Below are 24,551 nucleotides of genomic sequence, written 5' to 3' on the forward strand. Positions count from 1 at the left end.
ATGATTTCTACATTCTTTCGTGGAATGTACGTGCGATGACATCGAGCTGCTGCTCGCGTGTCAGTTTGATGAAGTTCACGGCATATCCGGATACCCGGATGGTCAGCTGCGGATATTCTTCAGGGTGATCCATGGCATCGATCAGCGTCTCCCTGTTGAACACATTAATGTTCAGGTGGTGGCCGTGCTGCATGGCGTAGCCATCAAGGATGCCGACCAGATTCAGCTCCTGTATCCGCTCTTCCTTGCTGAGGGATTTCGGTACGATGCTGAATGTGTTTGAGATGCCGTCCCTGCAGCTGTCGTACGGCAGTTTGGCGACGGATGAGAGGGAAGCGAGCGCCCCTTTCTGATCTCGTCCATGCATCGGGTTCGCACCCGGTGCAAAAGGTTCACCGGCTTTTCGTCCATCCGGTGTATTGCCGGTCTTCTTGCCGTAGACGACGTTTGAAGTGATGGTGAGGACACTCATGGTGTGCTCCGAGTCGCGGTATGTCCTATGCTTTCTCAGCTTCGTCATGAAGCGTTCCACAAGTTCGATGGCGATGTCGTCGACCCGTGCGTCATTGTTGCCGTATTTTGGATAGTCGCCTTCAACTTCAAAATCGACAGCGATACCTTCTGCATTGCGGATGGGTTTCACTGTAGCGTACTTGATGGCGGACAGTGAATCGGCAACGACCGACAATCCTGCGATGCCTGTCGCCATCGTACGGTGGACATCCGTATCATGCAGCGCCATCTCAATCCTTTCGTAGCTGTACTTATCGTGCATGTAGTGGATGACATTCAGGGAATTGATGTAGACTCCGGCGAGCCATTCCATCATTTCGTCGAATTTCCTATCCACTTCACCATAATCAAGCACTTCAGAAGTGACAGGCGAGAATCCAGGAGCGACCTGGACACCGGATTTTTCATCCCTTCCGCCATTGATCGCGTAGAGCAGCGTCTTGGCCAGGTTCGCACGGGCGCCGAAGAACTGCATCTGCTTCCCGATCCTCATTGCGGACACACAGCATGCGATGCCGTAGTCATCACCATAGCTCTCCCGCATCAGATCATCATTCTCATATTGGATGGAGCTTGTCTTGATGCTCATTCTTGCACAATAGGTCTTGAAGTTCGCCGGCAGCTGTTCCGACCACAGTACTGTGAGGTTCGGCTCCGGTGCCGGTCCAAGATTGTCGAGTGAATGCAGGAAACGGAATGAGTTCTTCGTCACAAGTGCCCGGCCGTCGATGCCGACGCCGCCGATGGATTCCGTCACCCATGTCGGATCTCCCGAGAACAGCTCGTTATAGTCCGGTGTACGGGCGAACTTTACAAGACGGAGCTTCATGATGAAGTGATCGATGATCTCCTGCACCTCTTCTTCAGTCGCAACACCCGCTGCAAGATCGCGTTCTGCGTAGATGTCGAGGAAAGTCGACGTACGGCCCAGACTCATCGCAGCACCGTTCTGTTCTTTGACCGCTGCAAGATAGGCAAGATATGTCCACTGGACCGCTTCCCTGAAATCTTGTGCCGGACGGCTGAGGTCGAAGCCATATATTTCGCCGAGTGCTTTCAATTCACCCAGTGCACGATACTGTTCCGACATCTCCTCACGCAGACGGATGACATCTTCCGTCATGACGGTCGTCATGCTGTCGAATTCATCCTTCTTCTCCTTCATGAGGAAATCTATGCCATAAAGCGCCACTCTCCGGTAATCGCCGATGATGCGTCCGCGGCCGTATGCATCAGGCAGTCCTGTAATGATGCCCGCCTTGCGGCATGCCAGCATCTCCTTCGAATAGGCATCGAATACACCCTGGTTATGCGTCTTGCGGTAGTCGGTGAATATGCTCTCCGTCTCCTTGTCGAGCTCATAGCCATAAGCCTCGCATGCCGCCTTCGCCATTCGGATACCGCCGAATGGCTGCATGGAGCGTTTGAACGGGGCATCCGTCTGCACCCCTACAATCGTTTCCAGCTTCTCATCCAGGTAACCCGCATCATGGGAAGTGATCGTCGATACGGTCTTCGTATCCATATCCCACATGCCGCCACGTTCACGTTCTTCTTTGGACAATTCCATCACCTGCTTCCATAGGCGTTCCGTCGCCTCCGTCGGGCCTGACAGAAATTCATCCGTTCCTTCATACAATGTATAGTTCAGCTGGATGAATTCCCTGACATCCACTTTCCTGTTCCAGCGTCCTGACCTGAAGCCTTCCCACGCATCTGTTCTTTGAACCTTTTCCTTTAACATGAACATCCCTCCAAATGATTGTTCAATATATCACAAGTAAAGTATATCACTAACGTGAATTAATTCACATATAAATTGGAGAAAGATGTGTCAATTCTGCGTCGATGATAATTTATCCATTTGTATGTTTTTCTGTAAATATGAGACAATTAATCCAAATACACAGGAGGCCTCGTTATGACACGATGCACAAATTGCGGCACACGATGGACATTCAAGGAAAAGTTGAGGAAGTCCTTCTCATTTGATAGGGGGATGCCGTGCCCCCAATGCGGGGAAGCGCAGTACCTGACCTGGCGCTACAGGAAGAAAAGCAGCGTGATCACCTTTCTCATGATCCTGCTATTTTTCCTGCCCGGCTTCTTTAATGCGTCCTGGAGTATCTTTCTGGCCATTTTCACCATTACACTCGCTGCCGGACTGTTTTTGCAGATCCACACCTTTGAACTCACCGATAAGGATGATGGGGATTTTTGGAATGTATAGACTTGGGGAAACAAAAAAGCCGCCTTCCAGGCAGCTTTCAATATATCAATGAATACTATCCACTTTCTCCAAACAGCTGCTTATGCCTCCAGTCGCCGAAATTGTAGTAGGCGAATGCAATTCCACTGCTGATGATGAAACTCATCCCCATGCCGATACCGATGCCCACTTCTCCAAACTGGGAGGCGAACATGGCAGTCAAAGGATACCGCAATACCCAGAAAGAGATGATGTTCAGGGCAAGCACCTGATACATCGCTCCGGAGGCACGCACGATGCCATTGAGGACGAAGTTCAGTCCAAGGAATGGATAGCAGAGCGCGACGATACGCAAATACCGGGCCCCGAACTGCACCGCTTCCTCATCCTCTATGAAAAGGCGCATGCCGAACTCCGCGAAGATGATGACGAAGACTGCGACTGCGACCATGAGGCCAAAGTTGTAGAGGGCGGCATTTTTCGCAATCTGCCTGACCCGCATCCAATCGTTGATGCCGATGTTCTGCCCGGCCATGCTGTTCACTGCGGTACCGAGTGCCATTGCAGGCAGCATGATCAGGCTGTCGAGCCGCTGGGCGGCACTGAAGCCCGCAACCGTCTGGCCGCCGAACTGGGTGACCACACTGAGGATGGCGGCGACACCCGCATGGATGACGGCCATCTGCAGCCCGGCAGGAACACCAAGATTGAAGATCAGGCGGACTTCCTTACTGGAAGGCAGCTTTGGCTTTGTGAAAGGAATCAGGTTGTGCTTCACCGAGTAGTAGACACTGTAGAGGAAAGCGATGCCCTGCGAGGCGACTGTCGATAGTGCAGCACCCTCGATGCCCATGCCGAATCCAATCAGGAACACAGGAGCCAGCGCCGCATTCAGTATGACGGCGACAAATACGACCCGAAGCGGTGTCTTGCTGTCGCCGACCGCCCTGAGGACTGTATTCATGAAGTTGTATGCAAAAAGGAAGAACATGCTCAGGAAGCTGATCTGCAGATAGACTCTCGCCTGCCCAAGCAATTCTTCCGGTGTCCCGATCAACAGCAGCAGCTGTTCCGCAAAGATGAACCCGAGAACTCCGAATACAAGTGCCATGCTCGTCATCGTAACGATGAATGCATTGAGATAGGACCTGAATCCCGCTTCATTCTTTTTGCCGTACTGCTGCGAGAGTATGGTGAGGGCCGCATTATTGAGCCCCAATATGAATGACAGGACCGTAATCAGTATCGTCGTTGCAACAGCGACCGCCCCGAGTGCCGATGCTCCAAGTATGTTCCCAACCCAGAGGCTGTCCACAATCTGGAAGGAAGTCTGCAGCAGGTTCGTCAGCATGATCGGTCCTGAAAATATGATCAGCGACTTGAGTATCGGTCCACGTGTGAAATCCTGCTGGTTATGTGCCATTATTACACCTTCTGTTTATATGATGATAAGTATTTGATGTATCGTTTATATGCCATTATACAGTTGTATCGCCAAATATAACGCCACACCCCATATAATGACTGCAGAAATCTTATTGAGGGCATTCAAGAAGACACCCTTTGTATCGAAGTTTCCCACCGTCCTTCCCACTACAGCAAGCCCGATGAACCACATCCAGGAAATGACGATGCAGGCTGTGGTGAAAGCCATCTTCTCCAGTCCTTCATAACTGAGTGAGCTTGTACCGATGACGCCAATTGTATCTATGATGGCATGTGGATTGAGCAGTGAAACGGACATGGCGAACAGGATCTGCTTCTGCATGGACATCGCCGCCTCCTTCTGACTGAGGCTCGCCGGATCGCTCTTCCAGATCGACCATCCCATATACAGCAGGAAGATGATGCCAAGAGAGAAGATGACCGTCTGCAGGACCGGCATTGTCAGGACGATGACCGAAACGCCCAGTACAGCAAGCAGGATCAGCAGCGTATCACACAACCCTGCAGTAATGATGACGGGAATCGCTCCCCGCAGTCTCGGCTGGGATGCACCCTGATTGAAGACAAATACGTTCTGTGCCCCGAGGGGGAGTATCAGTCCGAATGCCAGTATAATGCCATGAAGCAGTGCAGCAGTCATATCCATTCTCCTTCATTTCTGATTATTATTGCCCAGGAAATTGAAAAAAGCCATTCCATTATATCGTGGAATGGCTCTCATGACCATATTTCAATCTCTACCTACTTTTCCGGATGATGCTGGACGAACACTTCATAGATGGAAAGTTCAGCGCCAAGAATCGGGTTGTCTTCCGATTTTTCTTCAGATCCGCCGGAGGCATGCGCTTTCTTCGTCGCACGGCTTTCCCTCCAGGCATCGAAGCTCGCATGGTCTTCCCATGTCGTACATACTTCGATGACATCATATTCACCCGTATTCTCCTTTATCAATACTTCCATGAGGATGAACCCATCGAAAGTATGGACCGATTTGGCCGTCGAGAACCTGGGTGCCACTTCATCCACCCTTCCCTTTTTGACACGTATCTCATTCACTGCTTTGATCATAAGATTATAGACCTCCTTGTGATTTGAACCATCTCTTCCCATCAAATATATCATGGATGCCCGGGGCGCTTACAGAATAAACTTTTATTGAAGTATGGTATGATCAGGATGAATGCTACGCTTTATATCTGAAATCAAAGGGGATGATTTTCATGGATAAAAAGCCGAAAGAAGAAAACAAGAATGCATCCTACGTAGGAGTCGGCATTGCATTCGGTGCAGGCATTGGGACGGCCGTTGGTGTTGCGATGGATGAAATTGCGATGGGCGTCGCTTTTGGCAGTGCATTTGGTGTAGTCCTCGGAGCAGTACTTTCGAACATGAACCACAGGAAGAAATAGTACAAAAAACTAATGAGAATACAGAGGTGGCAGCATGATCCTTAAAGATGCAGAAGGAAAGTATGAAATCATTCTAGAAGAAGAAAAGGCAGCAGTCCAGCATGGGTCTGAGGAGACCCACTATACTGTCATTGAAAGCAGTGGGAAACTGGAGAACAGGGGATACTGTGTACTGAATAACATCTATGTCAACGACGGCATGGAAGCGCCCTTTGAAGCACGCTTCCTGAATCGCCAGTCCAATTTGTCGACAGTCGATGGCTTCAAGGCCATTCGTGTAATGAAGGCATCATCGGGTCCCTATTACGTCATTCTGACCTTGTGGGAGGATGAAGGGGCATTCCGTGGCTGGCAAGAGTCAAAACAGTATGGGGAGACACACAGGAAGAGGGGGACGAAATCCGGGCTCGATCGCGAAGTTGTCGACCGGGAACAGTCTTTCAACGTAAGGTTCCAACTGGAAGATATATAGGAATACCAAGCAGTGATGCAGCCCATCACTGCTTTTTCATATTGAAAGCATAGGCCTACTTATGTAGACTTGTTTATTATAATCATTTTGCTGATAACAAATTTCCCATCAACAGAAAAGAAGTGTCCTATCATGAAACGTTTCCTAAACCAGATACCTGTATCGATCTGCGGACTGATACTCGGTCTCGTATCGCTCGGCCATCTCTTCTTCTCCATCCAGCGCACTGCCATCGGATGGGCGTTCACAGGCATCGGCATACTGCTGATGCTACTGTTCTTCATGAAGATTACCGTTACGGGCAAAGACACCCTGAAAACACTCGATAATCCAGTCGTGGCAGCCATATCACCGACATTCCCCATGTCACTCATGGTCCTCTGCAATACCCTCGGCCATTTTACTGTAAATGCTCCACTTATATTCGTTGTATGGTGGCTTGCCATCATTCTCCACTTTGGACTGATGGCTTTCTTCACCCTTACCTTCGTCGCGCCGAACAGGTTGAAGTCCGAATATATCAATCCCGGCTGGTTCGTCACTTTTGTCGGCATCGGCGTCATACCAACCACTTCAAGCAACTTCGGAGTGGAATTCGGCCAAATTGTGATCTGGATTGCTCTCACGTTCTACCTCATCCTGCTGCCGCTCGTCATCTTACAGCTGATAAAACAGCGTATTACGCGTACCACATTGCCACTCGTTGCCATCGTCGCGGCACCGGGTTCGTTATGCCTGACCGGCTACATCTCCGTCATGGAACATCCTTCTGAAATGTTCGTCTATTTGCTGCTCATCCTGTCCCAGGCAGTATATTTCCTGATTGTCATGATGCTCCCCAGGATTATGCGTTTCAGGTTCCACCCAAGCTATGCCGCCCTGACATTTCCAGTCGTCATTTCTGCTACGGCAATCGTCTATACACTGCAGATGACGGATGGCAGCAGCCTGCTGAACAGCATACTCGGATTCCTTTCCACCATCGAACTGGCACTGGCTGTCATCATCGTCACCTATGTACTGATCCGCTATTCGATTTTCATCGTGCAATGCTATGCAGACAACGGGAAGTCATATAACTAGAAGCGCTGGGCGGGGAGACACACCCCTGGCATGGTAAACTACTAATGAGAATATTCTATCATTGGAGTGAAAAGGATGAAAATGACGATTACAAGATGCACGGAAAATGAATGGAAACAGCTGCAGGAGATCAGCCGCATCACATTTGACGAAACGTTCAGGGCACAGAATAAACCGGAGAACATGGAGGCCTATCTTACACAAGCGTTCACTGAAGAAAAAATCAAAAATGAACTTTCCGAAGAGAACTCCCAGTTCTTCTTCATATATGCAGGGGAGGAGCCCGCTGGGTACTTGAAAGTAAACATCGCAGACGCCCAGACTGAAGAGATGGGAAGTGAGTCTCTGGAAATCGAACGGATCTACATACTGAAGGATTTCCAAAGCCAGGGTCTTGGCCGCGTCCTATTCGATAAGGCCATGGATATCGCCGATGAAATGCAGGCCTCGAAAATATGGCTGGGTGTATGGGAGAAGAACAATAAAGCCATCGCCTTCTACAAAAAGCTGGGTTTCTCCGAGCACGGCAGCCATTCCTTCTACATGGGGGACGAAGAGCAGACTGACATTATTATGGTGAAGCCGCTCATATCATAAATTCGAAAAAGGGGTGCTCTGATGTATATACCAAAGTACTATGAAGTCACTGATCTGGCCGAAATCGAAGACTTTGTCAGAAACCATCCATTCGGCACAATCATATCGAATGATGACGGCCGGCCAATGGCCACTCACATTCCCATGGAAATGAGGCGGGAGGGTGATGGACATGTCATTACCGGACACCTCGCAAAGGGCAATCCCCAATGGAAGACCATTGACGATAACGCCGATATACTGCTCATATTCCAGGGGCCCCATGCCTATGTTTCAGCTTCCTGGTATGAAAAGGAGGAGGTATCGACATGGAATTATCAATCCGTCCATATCTATGGTCGGGGAACATTGCTGTCAGAGGACGAATTGGAGAATGATCTGATCCACCTGCTGGACCGTTACGAAGGACATCGGGATAGGGGCAGGACATGGGACAACCTTTCAGAGAAAAGTAAAGCCCAGATGAAAGGCATCGTCGGATTCAGAATAAAAGTCGATGAAGTCCAGGCAGCCTACAAGATGAATCAGAACAAGAATGGAAAAGACTATGACAGCGTAGTGGAACACTTGTCTGGAAAGAATGACCAGAACGCCAATCAGATTGCCGAAGAGATGAAAAGGCACAAAAAGTGAAAAATGAACATTTATTATTTGACCAATATTGACCTTATTGCTATAATGTAATTGCAAAGTTGGCAGGGCAGGAAAAAATCTGGACTCTGCTAAATTATCATTAAGGGAGAGATGTGAAATGGCTTTTGAAATGAAACCTTTCAACAACAGCTTCTTTGATATGAATCCGAGCGATATATTCAGGGATGTGGGCAGACAGCTCTTTACGCAATTTCCTGAAAGCACCATGAAGTCGGATATTCGCGAGTATGACCACTCCTATGTTCTTGAAGCCGAACTTCCGGGCATCGAGAAGGAAAACATTAATATTGAATACAATAATGGGGTACTTTCGATTTCAGGAGAACAATCCATCGACAATGAAGCCAAGGATGACCAGGGGCGCGTCGTTCATCGTGAACGCAGCTACAGCACCATCAAACGTCAGTTTGCCTTCGACAATATCCAACAAGACGGAATTTCAGCCGACTTCAACAACGGGGTGTTGAAGATCACACTCCCAAAAACAAATAGAGACAACAGTTCGAAACGCATTGAAATCAATTAAATGATAAATAATCAGAAAATAGGCATGAACCTTTTGGTTCATGCTTATTTTTATTGGTATAATAAGGAAAACTTACAGATCAAGAGGTGATGTGATGAACAAAGGATGCAAATTATGCCACTCAGACACTAGCCTTTTCAGTCATCAAAAACTTGGTGACTACCATTTCTGCCATTTCTGTGAATACGTCTTCAAGGATGAAGAAAACATCCTTTCTGAAGAGGAGGAATTCAAGATCTACAACTCCCACAATAATTCAATAGATGAACCGGGATATGTCGATTTTTTATATGTGTTTCTCTACGATGCAGTCTTCCCCTATGTTAATGGCAGTGTGTATGGTCTTGATTTCGGAAGCGGTCCGGCCCCGGTTCTTGCTCAAATACTCGACCAGAACCATGATTTCCATATAGATATATACGATCTGTTCTATGTCCCGGAAAGAATCTATGAAGGAAAAAAGTACGATTTGATTACTGTCACTGAAGTCGTCGAACACCTGGAAGACCCCCTTGAATACTTCAACCGGTTTGCCGAGCTCTTGAAACCTGAAGGAATTTTAGCTGTCATGACCCTCTTTCATCACAACGATACAGACCACTTCAACAACTGGCACTACATGCGGGATCGCACCCATATTTCTTTCTATACGCCAAAAACCATGCATTATATCGCCAACAGGACAGGATTGAAAATCATTCATACAAACAATGTCCGACATACGACGTTCATGTTGGACTCATGAAGCACATCAGCTACGAAAATAAATGTAAATATAATGAATCTGAATGGACTGCGCCAAATCTTCCAAAATTAAAGTATAATGGAGGGTAATATCTGAACAGGAGTGTGTTTTATGGTAAATACTTTTGGTAGCGATTCCAAGATCCGTACGGTTGGCACAGGAAGGGATATGGAAGCTAAATATCTTAATCTGCTGTCGGACAAATTCAATAGTGAAGAAAAAGTCGTAACGGAAATCATAAACCTCGAGTCCATATTGGACCTACCGAAGGGCACTGAGCATTTCGTCAGCGACCTTCATGGGGAATTCCAGGCCTTTCAGCACGTATTGAGGAATGGCTCCGGGAACGTGCGTGTAAAAATCCGTGATGTTTTCAAAGATAGGCTGACAGATGACGAAATCAGCGAATTTGCAGCCCTCGTATATTACCCGGAGGACAAATTGAAGCTGGTCAAGAATCAGGTGGGTTCGAAAGAGGCACTGAACGAATGGTATAAAATAAAGATCCATCATATGATCGAACTGATATCATTCGCCTCTTCAAAATATACACGCTCGAAATTGAGAAAGGCTTTGCCGAAACAGTTTGTGTACATCATCGAAGAACTCCTCTATAAGAGCGACGAGGATACAAATAAAAAGCCATATTATGAGAAGATCGTCGACAAGATAATTACACTCGGCCAGGCTGAAAAGCTCATTATAGGCCTCTCCTATACTACACAGCGTCTAGTCGTCGACCATCTCCATGTAGTGGGAGATATCTATGACCGGGGACCAGAACCTGACAAGATCATGGATACTCTGATCGACTATCATTCCCTTGATATCCAGTGGGGGAATCATGATGTGCTGTGGATCGGAGCTTATGCGGGATCCAAGGTATGCCTTGCGAATATCCTCAGAATCTGTGCACGCTATGACAACCTGGATATCATCGAAGATGCCTATGGAATCAACCTGCGTCCTCTTCTGAACCTCGCAGAAAAATACTATGGGGACAATCCGGCCTTCCACCCAAAACAGCATTCCGAAAAGGCACTTACAGAGCAGGAGAAACTCCAGATTACAAAAATACATCAGGCCATCGCCATCATCCAGTTCAAACTCGAGAGTCCCATCATCAAACGGCGGCCATACTTCGAAATGGAAGAGCGGCTCGTTTTGGAAAAAGTCGATTATGACAAGCAGGAAATCACAGTCTACGGCGAAACTTATCCACTGGAGAACACCTGCTTCTCGACTGTCGATCCACAAGATCCAGTGAAACTGCTTGAAGAGGAGGAGGAAGTCATCGATAAGCTTCTGCTTTCCCTTCAGCAATCTGAAAAACTGAAACGCCATATGAATTTCCTGATGAAAAAAGGCAGTCTCTACTTGAAGTATAACGGCAACCTGCTGATTCATGGATGTATCCCTGTAGACGAAGACGGGAATATGGAGCAGATGGAAATCGATGGCAATATCTATGAAGGAAGAGAGCTGCTGAACCAGTTCGAGGAACATCTTCGCAAATCCTTCAAAGATATCGAATCTACGGATGACCTGTCCACAGATCTTGTTTGGTATCTTTGGACCGGTAAACACTCCTCCCTGTTCGGCAAACGCGCAATGACTACATTTGAACGCTACTTCATCAAGGACAAGGCTTCCCACAAGGAGGAGAAGAATCCTTATTATCATCTGAGGGAAGATGTAAACGTATGCCGGAAGATGCTTGAAGAGTTCGACCTCGATCCTGAGCAGGGTCATATCATCAATGGCCATACCCCCGTAAAGGAGATCGACGGTGAAAATCCGATCAAGGCAGACGGCAAGATGATCGTCATCGATGGCGGGTTCTCCAAGGCCTATCAAAAGACTACTGGCATCGCAGGCTATACACTCCTCTACAATTCATATGGCATGCAGCTTGTTGCCCATCAGCACTTCAATTCAAAGAAGAATGTACTGTTGAATGGTGCAGACGCACTCTCTGTACGCCGCATAGTCGATGAGGAGCTTCAAAGAAAGAAGATACGCGATACCAACATCGGTGCCAGACTGCAGGAAGAGATTGAAATGCTGCAGGCACTGATGTCCTATCGTTACATTAATTAAATAAATTACATTTTGTAAGCATATAAGGTGACAACTGACTCCATTTTTGAGAAACTTGCAAAATAAGAAAAGGAGATGATTCATATGATCCATTATCTATTCAATGCCTACATCGGTAAAAATATGATTGAAGGTGGTCTGACAAAAGTTGAGAACGAAGGGCAGATGGGAGAGGATTTCGAAAAGGAATTCAATGTAGAACCTTCCCAGATGAAACTGGCCGGCTACTTTGAAGCCATCGGTTCCCTGTTCCTGCTTGCATCCTTCCTGGGCAAGTCATTCACACGGATTGGTTCACTTATGATCAGTTCCGTACTCGGCGTTGCCATTTTCAAACACCTGAAAGCTGGCCATGGCTACGAAGGAAGTAAGAATGCACTCAAATTCTTCAGTTTGAGCCTTCTCAGCTTCATCGAAACTTTCAAAAAGAAATAGGTTCATCATATTTGAACGAAAAGCCGGCCCTCAGCCGGCTTTTTTGGTGAGCATTATCATTTTATACGTTGGCGCCGCCCTGTATAATATATGATGCTGTAAAATGAAAAGTATGGGGAGGGGATGTTTCACGTGAAAAAAGGATTAACTGCACTTATTTTCATCGGCCTTGCTGCGGCCGTGCTTTATTGGGCGGATGGCCAGACTGAAGATGGTCTATGGGAAACACTGGAATACCACCTGCTCCCCGACCCGATGGCAAACAACACTTATGATGATGGAGAATGTACCTACCATGTATTCGAAAAGGTGAAAGCACAGGGGAACATGATAGAAACCAGTTGGCGGGATGCCGATCAATGGGCAGAAAATGCAGAGGGTGATGGTTACTCAGTCAATGGTGAACCGAAAACAGGTGCCATCCTTCAAACTGAAAGAGGGGAACTTGGACATGTCGCCTATATTGAATCCATCAATGAAGATGGTTCGATCAACATTTCCGAAATGAATTACACCGAACCTTATGAAGTGACTGAGCGTACAATCGCAGCGGATAATATAGACCGCTATTCCTATATCCATCCAAAGGAAAATCCGCGACCGAAGGACCTGGAGGAGCAGGCGTAAATCCAAGAACACTCTTTATATAACGCCATGTGTTATAATTTTTCATAACACATGGCGTTACAAAAAAATGTTAAACCATTGAAATGAAGCCATTGCACTGTGTTATCCTATCGATATTTCTACCGACTCATAACATGGCCATTATATATTGAGATAGCCTGCTCAAATTATTCCCTTCCTCTTTAAAGGTTGCTATACTTCCATTGTACTTGGAATTAAACAGGAGGTTTTTATAGGTGAATGAAGTCATAGAGACACTACAGAATCACCGTTCCTTCCGTTCATATAAAAATGAGACGGTCGACGAACGCCACTTGGATGAAATAATTGACGCCGTACAGGCTTCCCCCAATTGGATCAATGGCCAGCAGTATTCCATCATTGCTGTAAAAGATCCTGCTCGAAAGAGGAAGCTGGCAGAAATGTGCGGGAATCAGAAACACATTGAGGAAGCGCCTGTATTCCTGATATTCTGTGCGGATTTCTACCGCACATCCATTGCCAGCGAGATGGAGGGACAGCCTTTGAACATATCTGACGATATCGACTCCCTCATTGTAGGAACAACGGATGTCGGCATCGCTCTCGGAACCGCCGTCACGGCTGCTGAATCACTCGGACTCGGTACTGTGGCCATCGGAGGAATACGCAGGAAATCCGCCGAAGTGATTGAAATGCTTGAACTTCCGGAGTATGTCATTCCAATATCGGGCCTGTGCATCGGACATCCTGCTGAAGACCCTGACCAGAAACCACGCCTTCCGAGAGCGGCTGTGTATCATGAAGAACGTTATAATCATGAGCTGAAGCCACTGCTTGAGAAATACAACAGCATGTATACACAATATCTCCAATCAAGATCAGACAACAACAGGATTGGTACGTGGACGGAGTTCGTCGCCATGTTCTTCAGTAGACCATATTACCAGGGCATTGATGAAATGCTCAACAGACAGAAGTTCCCTGGTGGAAAGAAATAATTCCATGATATATTCTCTAATTGGAAAGCCTGAGCGATGCTCAGGCTTTATTGTTGTCTTAATGGAGACCTCTGGTCCTCATAATTTGGAGATAAATCTTATGTTACTACCGTAAACCTATATTTTGATGGAACTGGAAAGTCCCTTCTTGATATCGTTACTCCCATTATACAGGCATTAGCTACATCTTTTTTCATTTCCGCCTTTTCGGCTTCAATGCCTGAGGTCCATGAGTTGCGATAAGGTGCAGGAGTGGGCGCCATGCATTGGTGTGCTGCTGTGTTTCCTTCCCTTCAGCGATCCGCTTGAGCTGCATAGCATAATAGACGTTTCCTACAGCCGGCCCCACCTTTTCATCCAGCCCCTTTATGCCTGTAGTGAGGCGTCTTGTCGTTATCCTCTTATAGTCGCCTGACATGATCCGGTTTGGAAGGTGGGGATCCAGAGCCATGGGCCTGGCGATGCCGATCATATCTGTATGTCCCTTTTCAAGAGCGGCCTCCATACTTTCTTTGGACCTGAAGCCTCCTGTAACGACTACGGGAATATCGACCTTCTCCTTCAATTTTTGGGCATAGTCCAGGAAGAACACTTCCGAATCCGTACCCGTCGACATTTTCGGTTGTTCATAATTTCCTCCGGATATTTCAATCAGATCCAGACCCATTTCGGCCATCTTCTCGACAACTGCGAATGATTCCGCTTCGGTGAAACCCTCCTTGTTGAAGTCGGAAGAATTGAGCTTCAAAGAGATGGGGAATGTTTCTCCCAAAACCCTGCGCATCCCTTTATAGATTTCCATCAGGAAACGCATGCGGTTTTCAAGATCGCCGCCATACTCATCACCCCGACGGTTATCATGGGGAGAGAGGAACTGGTTGACCAGATAGCCATGGGCACCGTGGATCTGGGCGCCGGTGAATCCTGCTTTTTTGGCAACCTCTGCAGTCTTCACATATCTTTCAACAATTTTTTTTATTTCGCCATTCTCCAGTGTGCGCGGCGGATTGAAAGCACCCTTTAACGCCTCGCCCATCGGAATGGCGCTTGGCGCCACGGGCTCTTTGGACATGGTCTTGGGCGACTGCTTGCCGGGGTGGTTGATCTGCATCCAGAGATGGGTGTCGTATTCTGTACCTTTTTCTGCCCATCTCTTCAGCATATCCATATCTTTCTCATCCTCGATGACGACATTTCCAGGCTCTCCAAGTGCATTGCGGTCGACCATCACATTTCCTGTGACGACTACGCCAGCACCACCTTTGGCCCATTCATGATAGAGTCTGACATGTTTCTCCCCCGGCTGATTGCGACCGTTGGCCATCGTTTCACTCATGGCCGACTTGAAGAAGCGGTTTTTCAGTGTGATGCCATTACGCAGTTCCAATGATTCTGATACTTTCATATTAATCCCCGGCTTTCCATTCTTATTATTTCATTTGTGTCATATATTGATACTTAACTATACTTGGATACATAGGATACTTTCCCCATTCCATACCTCATAACCCAAATGTCATACGACAATTATCATATTAAAAATATCGGGTGGAACTTCCTATAAAAATGTAACATCAGCAGTGAAAGGAACGTGGAAATGATGATTGGAAAATTGAATGATGTAATCGACTATATAGAAAAAAACCTTTCCAATGACCTGCAACTCAGCGATGTTGCACGCTATGTCGGGGAGTCGGATTACCACTTCAGAAAGCTTTTCTTATACATCACAGGCATGCCACTCAGCGAATACATCAAGAAAAGAAAGCTGTCCATGGCGAATCAGGACCTGGTTCAAGGGCATAGTGTAACTGAAGTGGCCTTCAAATACGGCTATAACTCTGTCGAGGGCTTTTCAAGAGCATTCAAATCCTGGAGTGGCATGCTGCCCTCCGAAGCCTGCAGAAGAGGTACCATCACATCATTTCCCAAACTTTCATTCTACATCGATGTCAGAGGAGGAGAAAATATGGAAGTAAATCTTGTAGAAATGCCTGCTTTTACAATAGCAGGGGTGGAAAAGAGGGTCCCGATGCAGTTTGAAGGGGTCAATGATTCCATCATGGAGCTTGCGGAAAGCATTACAGGGGAACAAAGGAATGAAATGCGACGAATACAGAACATTGAGCCGATGGAAATCGTGAATGCATCCTATGATGCGGATGAGAAATTCATGAAGGAAGAAGGGTACCTGACCCATATGATTGGTGTATTGACGACAGAAACTAACATTAACGGCAGTCTCGATATGAAGCATGTAGAAGCCTGCACATGGGCTGTGTTCCCCAACGAAGGAAAATTCCCAGAGACCATGCAGGAAACTATGGCGCGGACCCATTCCGAATGGCTGCCTTCTTCCAACTATGAACTGATCGAGGCACCGACATTCTCATTCACACAAATGAATACAGAAAAAAAGGACCACGCATACAGTGAAATATGGCTGCCGGTAAGAGAAGTGCAATAAACCGGAAAGAGAGATCATCCATTCAGATGATCTCTCTTTTATAATGTAAAATTCTTTTATTCTATATTTATATAATAATGGGTATTCGGTTTTTATGGTGGAAAAGGGCTTATAAATCACCCTTCTCCAAATTCTTAATAAGTGTGGAAAAATCGACACCAAAGTTGTCTGTAATGTTATGATCATTCACTTCATACCAATTGAAATTATCGTGTAACATAGCTTTATTGAAAGCACTTGAATTAAATCGTGGCTTACGCTTTTTATGGAGCTTCTCATTGAAAAGGATTTTGGCTCGTAAGGCATCAAACGAGTAACCTCTACCCATTCGCTCTACCTGCCTAATAATGCTGTTAATTGACTCCGTATAAGCGTTAGTGAGCCTTTTATCAAAGTAGTTGAATATTTCGACATGCCAGTTGTCTACGGCTCTCACGAGGTCTTTATATGCATCTTTAGAGTTACTGGACATACAACGGTGTCTCCATTGACTATAACGAAGACGACCTTCATCTGAATCAGGAGTATCCCATATCCAGTAAAACTCTTCTTTGAGTTCATAGGCTTCTTTTAAGGCAGGAAGTTTACCTAACCAAGTCTCTAAGAGGAATGATTCACGTTCATTTAGATCGTGTTTACGCTTTAGAAGGATAAACCTTTCACGCATAAGGGTACGTCTTTCTTTTTGGCTCATATGAGCTTTCAAAGACTTTCTGACGTTATCTAAGGCTTGATTAGCCATTCTAATTACATGAAACTTATCTACGACCACTTTAGCGTGTGGAAGGATAGTGTTCACTGCGTCTTTGTAGGGCTTCCACATATCCATTGTGACGTACTCAATATAAGTCCTGTCACTGATTTCTGAAAGACGTTGGATGACTGTTTCCTTGTTACGGTTAGGCTTGATGTCATAAATAGTCCTGCGTTCAATATTAGTCAATACAAGCCGAGGTCTTCGGATAATATGTATCTCGTCTATCCCAAGCCACTTAGGAGTTTCAAACTGGTATTCACGTTCTTTGAGTGCCACATAGTCCTTAAAAACGTTCCTAATAGTTTTCTCGTCAACGCCAACGCTTTCTGCGACTTCTACAAAGGTCTTAGACATGGATTGCTTTTGAATAGACTTTAAAAGCCTTTTGGTCATACTACGCTTTTCATCTACAGATACTAGGCGTTCCCAGAAGGTAGATTCGCATTCACGACATTTGTATCGTCTACGGTTCAATTGTAAGCCCACTCGCTTTAAATGAATGGGCAAATCCATAATTAGTTGATTTCTTGAACTGTGTTTGTACAACTTGTCAAAACCACATTCAGGACAACGTTCAGGTGGTCCGACTGCTTCAACTTTAAACATCATATCGGTTTCATTTTCTTGTGGTGATTCTATTGTTTTAATGTCTGGTAGGGATAATAAGTCTGACATATTGTTCATCCTTTATTACTCTGCGGTGTTAAGGTATCAAATATAGATTTGATGTCGAAATCATCAGTGTTAAATTATTTTTGTGACCACAAATGCACTTAGAAAATCCCTTAAAGCATTTATATAATGGGTGATCGCAAAATAGTGTATGAAATCCTTTTGTAGACTTTGCTAAACTACTGCACACTTTAGTACAGTATTAGCTGGTTCACTTGAATAGGGAATTGTAAAAAAAGTTCCCTTAGCCTGCACAACAAGATAATTTCGAAACATCTTTATCGAACGTAAGTGCAGCTAATTTTAGCCCTTCAGCCATTGTTAAATATGGTGCTAGGGTTTCTGTTAAATCTTCTATCGTTAAGCCAAATTTAACAGCTAATGATGCTGCATAGATGACCTCTCCTGCATTCTCAGATACAATATGAACCCCTAATACTTTTAGTGTTTCTGCATCTGCTACTAGTTTAAATACACCGGTTGTTTCACGGTTTACAATTGCTCTTGGAACAGCATCTAAAGGTAATACAGATGTCTTCACATCATACCCTTTCTCTTTTGCTTGTTCTTCTGTTAAACCAACCGTTGCAACCGTTGGATTCGTAAACGTAACAGCAGGGACTACCGATAAATCTATTTTTTTGTTTAACCCACCGATAGCATTATCAGTAATAATTCCACCTTCATAGGCTGCTACATATACAAATTGCGGTCCTAACGTCACATCTCCTGATGCATAAATCTTTTCATTACTTGTTTGACCAAAATCATTGATCAGGATTTCATTATTTTTTCCGGTTTCAACACCTGCCGCACTTAAATTTAAAGAATCCGTATTTGGTTTTCTTCCAGTGGCAACAAGTAACTGATCTGATTCAATAACTTCTTTACTGCCATTTACTGTTACGTAAACCTTTTTTATCTCTCCACTTTGTACAACACGCTCAAAAGTTGCCCCTTTGACAACGTTTATACCCTGTTCAATTAACGCTTTTTCAACTGACTCTGAAATCTCAGGATCATACTCCTTTAAAAGTCGCTCACTTCTTTGCATAAGCGTTATTTCTGAACCTAAATGATGAAATAGTTGTCCAAGCTCCATTCCAATGTATCCTGAACCAATTACAGTTAATCGTTTTGGTATTTTCTTTAACTCAAGAAGTGTTGTACTAGTTAAATAGTCCATTTCTTCAAGTCCTGAAATTTGGGGCAACGAAGGAGATGCACCTGTTGCAATTAAAAAGCGTTTTGCAGATAACTTTGCCCCATTGACCTCAACCGTACTAGCATCAACGAATTTTGCTTCACCTTTAATTAAATCAAAATTATATTCATCAATTAAATCCACATATTTTTGATTCCGAAGTTCGCTCACCAATTTATCCTTTTGCGTGATTAAACTAGCTAAATCCACTTCTCCAGCGGATGTTTGTAAACCTATAAACGGGTTGTCTTTTGATAAATGATTGATTTCCCCTGCCCTAAGAAGAGTTTTTGACGGAACACAGCCAATATTCACACAGGTTCCCCCAACCGTTCCACGCTCAATCATTCCAACTTTTGCACCGTATTCTATAGCTTTAATTGCCGATGAAAAGGCAGCAGTACCAGAACCAATAATAAGAAGGTCATAATTGTCTTCATTACTTAACGCCACGTTTTCTAGTGATGATACTTCTTCAATTTCTCTGGCTTTGTAATTTGCTTCATCAATCGCCTTTATTGCACTTTCAACCTCAATATCATTGGGTAGTTCAAATACTGCTTCACCACGACGAAAACTAGACTCAATATTTTTAGCACCTATCTTTTCAAGTGCTGATTCAACGTGTTTTTCACAACCCGCACAGGTCATTCCTTGAATGTTTACCTTAAATTTATTCATAATAAAGCCCCTTTCGTTAATCTCTCATGTTAATGTTTCTATTATTGGACACGAATGTAATTGCTTTTCATCTGGACATCGTTGTTTTAAGTCGTCTAACATAGTTTCAATTCGTTTTAAATCCTCTATTTGTTTTTGAACTTCCTTTTGTTTTTTAGAAACAAATTCGAACATATCTTGACAACGAACTTCATCTTTATCTACAGCACCAAGTAATTTATAAATCTCGTTTAAAGAAAATCCAAGTTCCTGTATTCGTTTAATAAACCCAACACGCTTAACGTCATCATATGAATATATCCGATAACCAGCTTCCGTTCGGTGAGGTTCTTGTAGTAAATTTTTTCGCTCGTAATATCTAATCGTTTCTTTATTAACGCCACATTTTTCTGCAAACTCACTAATGCGGTAAATCATCTTATTTCACCCCATGAATATTATAAACCGTGTACCATAGTACACGGTCAAGTAAATTGGACTATTTTATTTTTTCCCAACGTATCACTCGTATGTGATTGATACTTTTATAATACTATTGATTGTCCTAACATCCCACTAGAAAATCCGATTTAAACACCAGTTGTTTTTAAACTATTAAAAAAGTAATTCCACTATATATTCCGAAGACCCATAATAATTAATGTTTGAATTTTACAATATCAGGGAAACAGCATATAAAACTGAATTCGGAAGGGGTATTGGAATGCCAGATTCTTTTGAAATAACATTGAATGGCCAGAAACAGCAGGCTGCGACAGACAAAACTGTGCTCAATCATCTGAAGGAGAACAATGTAGAACCACCTAATCTCTGCTATCACCCCAGTCTCGGCGCCATCGAGACATGTGATACATGCATTGTCAAAGTGAATGGTGAATTTGTACGTTCCTGTTCCACGGAGTTAAAGTCGGGAGATGTAGTGGAAACATTCGGCGAGGAAGTTCACGAAGCTCAGCTTATAGCGATGGACCGTATTCTGGGAAATCATGAACTCTACTGTACAGTCTGTGATTTCAACAACGGCAACTGTGAGATACATAACACGGTCAAGGAAATGAGGATCAGCCACCAGGAGACGCCCCATGAGACTAAAGGCGCTGAAGTGATGCGCAATTCATTCTACAGGTACGACCCCGATCAGTGTATACTGTGCGGACGTTGTGTAGAGGCCTGCCAGGATCTCCAGGTGAATGAAACGCTGCTGATCGACTGGGACCTCAAGAAGCCGCGTGTCATTTGGGATAATGATACGACGATCGACGAATCTTCATGCGTCAACTGCGGACATTGTGCCACAGTCTGCCCATGTAATGCCATGATGGAAGTGGGTATGGAAGGCGAAGCCGGATTCCTCACAAGTATGGCAGAAGAAAACTTCAGGCCGATGGTCAATATTACAAAGAACGTGGAGACCGGATACGAATCCCTCATGGCAATCTCAGATGTTGAAGCGCAGATGAGGGAGGACCGCATCGAGAAGACGAAGACTGTGTGTACGTACTGTGGTGTCGGCTGCTCATTCGATGTCTGGACGAAAGGACGCGAGATCCTGAAGGTCGAGCCTCAAGTGGAAGCACCTGCAAACGGAGTTTCCACATGCATCAAGGGGAAATTCGGCTGGGATTTTGTAAACAGTGAAGAACGTCTCACCAAGCCCCTCATCCGTGAAGGCGATGCCTTCAGGGAAGCAGAATGGGAGGAAGCACTCGATCTCATTGAAGGAAAATTCAAGGAAACCATAAAAGAGAAGGGGTCAGATGCCCTGGCCTTCATCTCATCCTCTAAATGTACCAATGAGGAATCATACTTGATGCAGAAGCTTGGACGCGGTGTCATAGGTACGAACAATATCGACAACTGTTCCAGATACTGCCAGTCCCCTGCTACGATGGGACTGTGGCGTACAGTCGGATACGGCGGCGACTCTGGAAGCATTACCGATATTGCCCAGGCGGAACTCGTCATCTCGATCGGTTCCAATACCGCAGAGTCCCACCCGGTACTCGCAACGCGCGTCAAACGTGCGCAGAAGCTGCATGGACAGAAAGTGATCGTTGCCGACCTGCGTGAACATGAGCTTGCCAACCGTGCGGACCTATTCGTAAGACCAGCACCAGGCAGTGACCTTATATGGCTCTCTGCAGTGACCAAATACATCATAGACCAGGGCTGGCATGATGAGTCATTCCTCCGCGACCATGTAAACGATGTTGAAGAATACTTTGCAAGCCTCGATAAATATACACTGGATTATGCTTCAGAAGTGACGGGCATGTCCAAGGAGCATCTGATTGAAATTGCCACTTCCATCCATGAAGCAAAAACGACTTCAATCCTTTGGGCCATGGGTGTGACACAGCATGGGGGAGGCAGTGATACAAGTACAGCAATTTCCAACCTCCTGCTCGTAACCGGCAACTACATGAAACCGGGCGCAGGCGCCTATCCGCTTAGAGGCCACAACAACGTACAGGGAGCAAGCGACTTTGGCAGCATGCCTGACCGCTTCCCAGGCTACCAGTTCGTATCGGATGATGAAGTCCGTGCGCGCTTCGAAGAAGGTTGGGGAACAGAAATACCGACAAGCAAAGGTCTCAATAACCATGAAATGGTTGAAGCCATACATGAAGGTGACCTGGAAGTCCTCTATCTTAAAGGGGAGGATATGGGCATCGTCGATTCAAACCTCAACCATGTCCATTCTGCATATGAAAAACTGAAGTTCTTCGTAGTTCAGGATATATTCTTCTCCAAGACATGTGAGTATGCAGACGTAGTGCTCCCGGCCAGCCCAAGCCTGGAGAAGGACGGGACATTCGTAAATACGGAACGCCGCTTCCAGCGCCTCTATAAGGTCATGGATCCGCTCGGCGACTCCAAGCCGGATTGGCAGATCATCATGGAGATCGCCAACCGCATGGGAGCTGGATGGGACTACACGCATCCAAGTGAAATCATGGATGAGGCAGCTGCCCTCACACCAATGTTTGCAGGCGTCAGCTACGACCGCCTTGAAGGATATGACAGTCTGCAATGGCCGGTGGCAGCAGATGGTACAGATACACCCCTGCTATTCGAAAAGGAATTCCCGCTTCCTGGAGGCAAAGCCCGACTGTGGCCGGTGGAATGGACGAAACCGCTTGAATTCAAGGAAGAGTATGATCTTCATGTCAACAATGGACGACTGCTTGAACACTTCCATGAAGGCAACATGACATACAAATCCGAAGGCATCACCGAGAGGACACCTGAAGTATTCCTAGAAGTATCGACTGACCTTGCCAAGGAACGTGGTCTTGAAGACGGTACAAAAGTACGCCTCACTTCGCCATACGGAAGCGTCAAAGTCCGCTGTGTCGTCACTGACAGGGTCTTCGGCAACCAGCTGTACCTGCCGATGAACTCGAACGGTGAGGGTGCCATCAACTACTTGACAAGCTCCCATTCCGACAAGGATACGGACACGCCTGCCTACAAGGAAGTTTCTGTGAAGATGGAAGTGCTCGAACCGAAGGGTGATAATCCACTGCCAAGGATCAATCACCGAAACGGCAATCGTCAGCCGCAGATCGGCGTTCGTGTCGAAGAAAAATGGGCAAGGGATGACTATATATTCCCAGGTGACCTTGTCAAAGAAAGAAGGGCGAATAAATAATGGCTAAAGCGACAAAAGTCATCCATAAGATGAAAATCGACCCGGAAGTGAAGCATCAGCAGGAACTCAGGGAACTGGAGGCCCTCCTCCTTGAACACAAGGACACCCTGCAGGATATACTCGATATTGCAGACAAGATGAAAGACCGGGAAGTACTCAATATGGTGAACAGCGCCCTCGGTCAGGGCGACAAGGTCATCAATCGGATCGTTACAGCGATAGATCAGTCAGACACGCCCCAGTCCATGAAGAATATGCTGCTGATGTTCCAGCTGCTTGGCACAATCAATATGGAACAGATCGAACCCATCGTTCTTAAACTCAACAGCGGGATTGCCAGGGCGGCCGAGTATGAACATGAAAAGAAACCTGCCGGCTATAGTGGAATCCTTGGCGCACTGAAGGATCCCCACATTATAGAGGGGCTGAACGTGCTTCTCAAAATCGTCAAAGGCATGGGCGAAGAAAAAGATGATGAAGAAAGGATTGAACCCCAGAAGGACCGTATTGAAAAGCCGGAAAAGGAAATGGATGAGGAATCAAACAAGGTCGGGGAAAGAAGACCCTCGACCTCCAGAAAGCAAAGAAGCACTTCATCCAGATCCGCGGCAAAATGGTACGCCCTTGCGGCAGGAGCTGGCGCACTTGCAATTCCACTGCTCATGAAAGGTCAAAGAATCAAAAATAATTCCCCTGTCGAGTGACAGGGGAAACGTTTTTTCAGCTTGGTAAGCAATGGACAACAATAAAGATTGGAATGGTACAGATGAAGATATACACCATAGGTCATTCAAGCAATACGAAAGAACAGTTCCTTGATATGCTGAAAATGGCTGAGATCCAGTATGTATCCGATGTACGCGCCTTTCCATACAGCAGGAAATATCCACATTTCAATGGTGACCAGATGAAGGAATGGCTCGGCAAGGAAAAGATTGAGTATATACATTTTCCCATGCTTGGCGGACGGAGGGGCACATCTGGAGTTGTGGGCAGTGATTTGAACAGCGGCTGGAATAACCGTTCCTTCCACAACTATGCAGACTACACGCTTACAGAAGAATTCAAAGAAGGGATTGAAGTGCTGAAAGCCCAAGCCAAGGAAAAAACCACTGTCTACATGTGTTCAGAAAGGCACCCTGCACGCTGCCACCGCCTGATCATAAGCAACTGGCTCGCTGCAAATGATTGGGATGTGCAGCACATCATCACCAACTCCAGAGATGACCATGATGTGATCGGCCATGAACTGGGGAAATGGGGGGCAGTGCCGATCATCGAAGCCGACGGCACTGTAGTCTATCCCAAAGACATATGAT

At 45.8% G+C, this 24,551-nt stretch carries 24 protein-coding genes; 16 read left to right on the forward strand and 8 right to left on the reverse strand.

The window, feature by feature from the left end; all coding sequences use genetic code 11:
• Positions 1-7: 7 nt before the first annotated feature.
• Positions 8-2,257, reverse strand: coding sequence for a formate C-acetyltransferase (gene pflB, locus EDC33_RS12050; protein WP_124011360.1), 2,250 nt, complete (start codon positions 2,255-2,257; stop codon positions 8-10).
• Positions 2,258-2,434: 177 nt separating this feature from the next.
• Between pflB and EDC33_RS12055 the strand changes: the two genes are divergently transcribed.
• Positions 2,435-2,743, forward strand: a complete 309-nt coding sequence (locus tag EDC33_RS12055; protein ID WP_124011361.1) for a TIGR04104 family putative zinc finger protein — start codon at positions 2,435-2,437, stop codon at positions 2,741-2,743.
• A 55-nt stretch (positions 2,744-2,798) separates the two neighbouring features.
• Here the strand turns inward: EDC33_RS12055 and EDC33_RS12060 are convergent, their stop codons facing one another.
• From EDC33_RS12060 to EDC33_RS12070, 3 genes are all read right to left on the reverse strand, one after another.
• Positions 2,799-4,145 (reverse strand): MATE family efflux transporter, encoded by a 1,347-nt coding sequence (locus EDC33_RS12060; protein WP_124011362.1) that lies wholly within the window; start codon positions 4,143-4,145, stop codon positions 2,799-2,801.
• Between the two features lie 45 nt (positions 4,146-4,190).
• Positions 4,191-4,808 (reverse strand): LysE/ArgO family amino acid transporter, encoded by a 618-nt coding sequence (locus EDC33_RS12065; protein ID WP_124011363.1) that lies wholly within the window; start codon positions 4,806-4,808, stop codon positions 4,191-4,193.
• Positions 4,809-4,909: 101 nt separating this feature from the next.
• The gene (locus EDC33_RS12070) at positions 4,910-5,236 is read right to left on the reverse strand and encodes an antibiotic biosynthesis monooxygenase (RefSeq protein WP_124011364.1); all 327 of its coding nucleotides are present in this window, start codon (positions 5,234-5,236) and stop codon (positions 4,910-4,912) included.
• A gap of 152 nt (positions 5,237-5,388) precedes the next feature.
• Here EDC33_RS12070 and EDC33_RS12075 point away from each other — a divergent pair, with 152 nt between their 5' ends.
• From EDC33_RS12075 to EDC33_RS12125, 11 genes are all read left to right on the forward strand, one after another.
• Positions 5,389-5,577: a glycine zipper domain-containing protein gene (locus EDC33_RS12075; protein ID WP_124011365.1), complete on the forward strand. Its 189-nt coding sequence runs from the start codon at positions 5,389-5,391 to the stop codon at positions 5,575-5,577.
• Between the two features lie 34 nt (positions 5,578-5,611).
• Entirely contained in the window at positions 5,612-6,049 is a 438-nt protein-coding gene (locus tag EDC33_RS12080; protein ID WP_124011366.1) for an antibiotic biosynthesis monooxygenase family protein, read from the forward strand.
• A gap of 132 nt (positions 6,050-6,181) precedes the next feature.
• A complete protein-coding gene (locus EDC33_RS12085; RefSeq protein WP_124011367.1) occupies positions 6,182-7,132 on the forward strand; it encodes a TDT family transporter in 951 nt (316 codons plus the stop codon).
• Positions 7,133-7,207: 75 nt separating this feature from the next.
• Positions 7,208-7,729: a spermidine/spermine N(1)-acetyltransferase gene (gene paiA / locus EDC33_RS12090; protein ID WP_124011368.1), complete on the forward strand. Its 522-nt coding sequence runs from the start codon at positions 7,208-7,210 to the stop codon at positions 7,727-7,729.
• Positions 7,730-7,750: 21 nt separating this feature from the next.
• Positions 7,751-8,362: an FMN-binding negative transcriptional regulator gene (locus EDC33_RS12095; protein ID WP_124011369.1), complete on the forward strand. Its 612-nt coding sequence runs from the start codon at positions 7,751-7,753 to the stop codon at positions 8,360-8,362.
• A gap of 118 nt (positions 8,363-8,480) precedes the next feature.
• On the forward strand, positions 8,481-8,909 hold the full coding sequence (locus EDC33_RS12100; protein WP_094907120.1) for an Hsp20/alpha crystallin family protein: 429 nt from the start codon (positions 8,481-8,483) through the stop codon (positions 8,907-8,909).
• 94 nt (positions 8,910-9,003) lie between these two features.
• Positions 9,004-9,654, forward strand: a complete 651-nt coding sequence (locus EDC33_RS12105; RefSeq protein WP_170156422.1) for a class I SAM-dependent methyltransferase — start codon at positions 9,004-9,006, stop codon at positions 9,652-9,654.
• 168 nt (positions 9,655-9,822) lie between these two features.
• Entirely contained in the window at positions 9,823-11,754 is a 1,932-nt protein-coding gene (locus EDC33_RS12110; RefSeq protein ID WP_124011431.1) for a fructose-1,6-bisphosphatase, read from the forward strand.
• 84 nt (positions 11,755-11,838) lie between these two features.
• Positions 11,839-12,189, forward strand: a complete 351-nt coding sequence (locus EDC33_RS12115; RefSeq protein ID WP_040105460.1) for a hypothetical protein — start codon at positions 11,839-11,841, stop codon at positions 12,187-12,189.
• A gap of 123 nt (positions 12,190-12,312) precedes the next feature.
• On the forward strand, positions 12,313-12,816 hold the full coding sequence (locus EDC33_RS12120) for a CHAP domain-containing protein (RefSeq protein ID WP_229716756.1): 504 nt from the start codon (positions 12,313-12,315) through the stop codon (positions 12,814-12,816).
• Positions 12,817-13,052: 236 nt separating this feature from the next.
• Complete coding sequence (locus EDC33_RS12125; RefSeq protein ID WP_124011372.1) at positions 13,053-13,796, forward strand: NADPH-dependent oxidoreductase; 744 nt, start codon at positions 13,053-13,055, stop codon at positions 13,794-13,796.
• Between the two features lie 193 nt (positions 13,797-13,989).
• On the opposite strand, the gene EDC33_RS12130 is transcribed toward EDC33_RS12125, so the two are convergent.
• A complete protein-coding gene (locus tag EDC33_RS12130; protein ID WP_124011373.1) occupies positions 13,990-15,201 on the reverse strand; it encodes an NADH:flavin oxidoreductase/NADH oxidase family protein in 1,212 nt (403 codons plus the stop codon).
• A gap of 192 nt (positions 15,202-15,393) precedes the next feature.
• On the opposite strand from EDC33_RS12130, the gene EDC33_RS12135 reads away from it, so the two are divergent.
• The gene (locus tag EDC33_RS12135; protein ID WP_428842417.1) at positions 15,394-16,263 is read left to right on the forward strand and encodes an AraC family transcriptional regulator; all 870 of its coding nucleotides are present in this window, start codon (positions 15,394-15,396) and stop codon (positions 16,261-16,263) included.
• A gap of 109 nt (positions 16,264-16,372) precedes the next feature.
• Here EDC33_RS12135 and EDC33_RS12140 read toward each other — a convergent pair whose 3' ends face one another.
• The 3 genes from EDC33_RS12140 to merR form a co-directional block, all read right to left on the reverse strand.
• Positions 16,373-17,695: an ISL3 family transposase gene (locus tag EDC33_RS12140; RefSeq protein WP_124011374.1), complete on the reverse strand. Its 1,323-nt coding sequence runs from the start codon at positions 17,693-17,695 to the stop codon at positions 16,373-16,375.
• 241 nt (positions 17,696-17,936) lie between these two features.
• Positions 17,937-19,577: a mercury(II) reductase gene (gene merA, locus EDC33_RS12145; RefSeq protein ID WP_124011375.1), complete on the reverse strand. Its 1,641-nt coding sequence runs from the start codon at positions 19,575-19,577 to the stop codon at positions 17,937-17,939.
• 24 nt (positions 19,578-19,601) lie between these two features.
• Positions 19,602-19,994: a mercury resistance transcriptional regulator MerR gene (gene merR / locus EDC33_RS12150; protein WP_124011376.1), complete on the reverse strand. Its 393-nt coding sequence runs from the start codon at positions 19,992-19,994 to the stop codon at positions 19,602-19,604.
• Between the two features lie 286 nt (positions 19,995-20,280).
• On the opposite strand from merR, the gene fdhF reads away from it, so the two are divergent.
• The 3 genes from fdhF to EDC33_RS12165 are packed head-to-tail and all read left to right on the forward strand — an operon-like array spanning position 20,281 to position 24,550.
• Entirely contained in the window at positions 20,281-23,232 is a 2,952-nt protein-coding gene (gene fdhF / locus EDC33_RS12155; protein ID WP_124011377.1) for a formate dehydrogenase subunit alpha, read from the forward strand.
• On the forward strand, positions 23,232-23,936 hold the full coding sequence (locus EDC33_RS12160) for a helical membrane plugin domain-containing protein (RefSeq protein ID WP_124011378.1): 705 nt from the start codon (positions 23,232-23,234) through the stop codon (positions 23,934-23,936). Before fdhF ends, EDC33_RS12160 begins: the two co-directional genes overlap by 1 nt.
• Positions 23,937-23,989: 53 nt before the next feature.
• Positions 23,990-24,550, forward strand: coding sequence for a DUF488 domain-containing protein (locus EDC33_RS12165; protein ID WP_306438689.1), 561 nt, complete (start codon positions 23,990-23,992; stop codon positions 24,548-24,550).
• Position 24,551 lies beyond the last annotated feature (1 nt).

Source organism: Salinicoccus roseus (genome assembly GCF_003814515.1).
Taxonomy (GTDB): domain Bacteria; phylum Bacillota; class Bacilli; order Staphylococcales; family Salinicoccaceae; genus Salinicoccus; species Salinicoccus roseus.

Excerpts from the sequence above, each read along its gene's own strand:
- pflB (WP_124011360.1), bottom strand. The coding sequence starts at position 2,257 with ATGTTAAAGGAAAAGGTTCAAAGAACAGATGCGTGGGAAGGCTTCAGG.
- EDC33_RS12080 (WP_124011366.1), top strand. The coding sequence starts at position 5,612 with ATGATCCTTAAAGATGCAGAAGGAAAGTATGAAATCATTCTAGAAGAA.
- EDC33_RS12105 (WP_170156422.1), top strand. The coding sequence starts at position 9,004 with ATGAACAAAGGATGCAAATTATGCCACTCAGACACTAGCCTTTTCAGT.
- EDC33_RS12130 (WP_124011373.1), bottom strand. The coding sequence starts at position 15,201 with ATGAAAGTATCAGAATCATTGGAACTGCGTAATGGCATCACACTGAAA.
- EDC33_RS12115 (WP_040105460.1), top strand. The coding sequence starts at position 11,839 with ATGATCCATTATCTATTCAATGCCTACATCGGTAAAAATATGATTGAA.
- EDC33_RS12075 (WP_124011365.1), top strand. The coding sequence starts at position 5,389 with ATGGATAAAAAGCCGAAAGAAGAAAACAAGAATGCATCCTACGTAGGA.
- EDC33_RS12060 (WP_124011362.1), bottom strand. The coding sequence starts at position 4,145 with ATGGCACATAACCAGCAGGATTTCACACGTGGACCGATACTCAAGTCG.
- EDC33_RS12070 (WP_124011364.1), bottom strand. The coding sequence starts at position 5,236 with ATGATCAAAGCAGTGAATGAGATACGTGTCAAAAAGGGAAGGGTGGAT.
- EDC33_RS12140 (WP_124011374.1), bottom strand. The coding sequence starts at position 17,695 with ATGTCAGACTTATTATCCCTACCAGACATTAAAACAATAGAATCACCA.
- EDC33_RS12120 (WP_229716756.1), top strand. The coding sequence starts at position 12,313 with ATGTTTCACGTGAAAAAAGGATTAACTGCACTTATTTTCATCGGCCTT.
- EDC33_RS12085 (WP_124011367.1), top strand. The coding sequence starts at position 6,182 with ATGAAACGTTTCCTAAACCAGATACCTGTATCGATCTGCGGACTGATA.
- EDC33_RS12055 (WP_124011361.1), top strand. The coding sequence starts at position 2,435 with ATGACACGATGCACAAATTGCGGCACACGATGGACATTCAAGGAAAAG.
- EDC33_RS12165 (WP_306438689.1), top strand. The coding sequence starts at position 23,990 with ATGGTACAGATGAAGATATACACCATAGGTCATTCAAGCAATACGAAA.
- EDC33_RS12160 (WP_124011378.1), top strand. The coding sequence starts at position 23,232 with ATGGCTAAAGCGACAAAAGTCATCCATAAGATGAAAATCGACCCGGAA.
- paiA (WP_124011368.1), top strand. The coding sequence starts at position 7,208 with ATGAAAATGACGATTACAAGATGCACGGAAAATGAATGGAAACAGCTG.
- EDC33_RS12110 (WP_124011431.1), top strand. The coding sequence starts at position 9,823 with ATGGAAGCTAAATATCTTAATCTGCTGTCGGACAAATTCAATAGTGAA.
- merR (WP_124011376.1), bottom strand. The coding sequence starts at position 19,994 with ATGATTTACCGCATTAGTGAGTTTGCAGAAAAATGTGGCGTTAATAAA.
- EDC33_RS12095 (WP_124011369.1), top strand. The coding sequence starts at position 7,751 with ATGTATATACCAAAGTACTATGAAGTCACTGATCTGGCCGAAATCGAA.
- EDC33_RS12135 (WP_428842417.1), top strand. The coding sequence starts at position 15,394 with ATGATGATTGGAAAATTGAATGATGTAATCGACTATATAGAAAAAAAC.
- merA (WP_124011375.1), bottom strand. The coding sequence starts at position 19,577 with ATGAATAAATTTAAGGTAAACATTCAAGGAATGACCTGTGCGGGTTGT.
- EDC33_RS12065 (WP_124011363.1), bottom strand. The coding sequence starts at position 4,808 with ATGACTGCTGCACTGCTTCATGGCATTATACTGGCATTCGGACTGATA.
- EDC33_RS12100 (WP_094907120.1), top strand. The coding sequence starts at position 8,481 with ATGGCTTTTGAAATGAAACCTTTCAACAACAGCTTCTTTGATATGAAT.
- fdhF (WP_124011377.1), top strand. The coding sequence starts at position 20,281 with ATGCCAGATTCTTTTGAAATAACATTGAATGGCCAGAAACAGCAGGCT.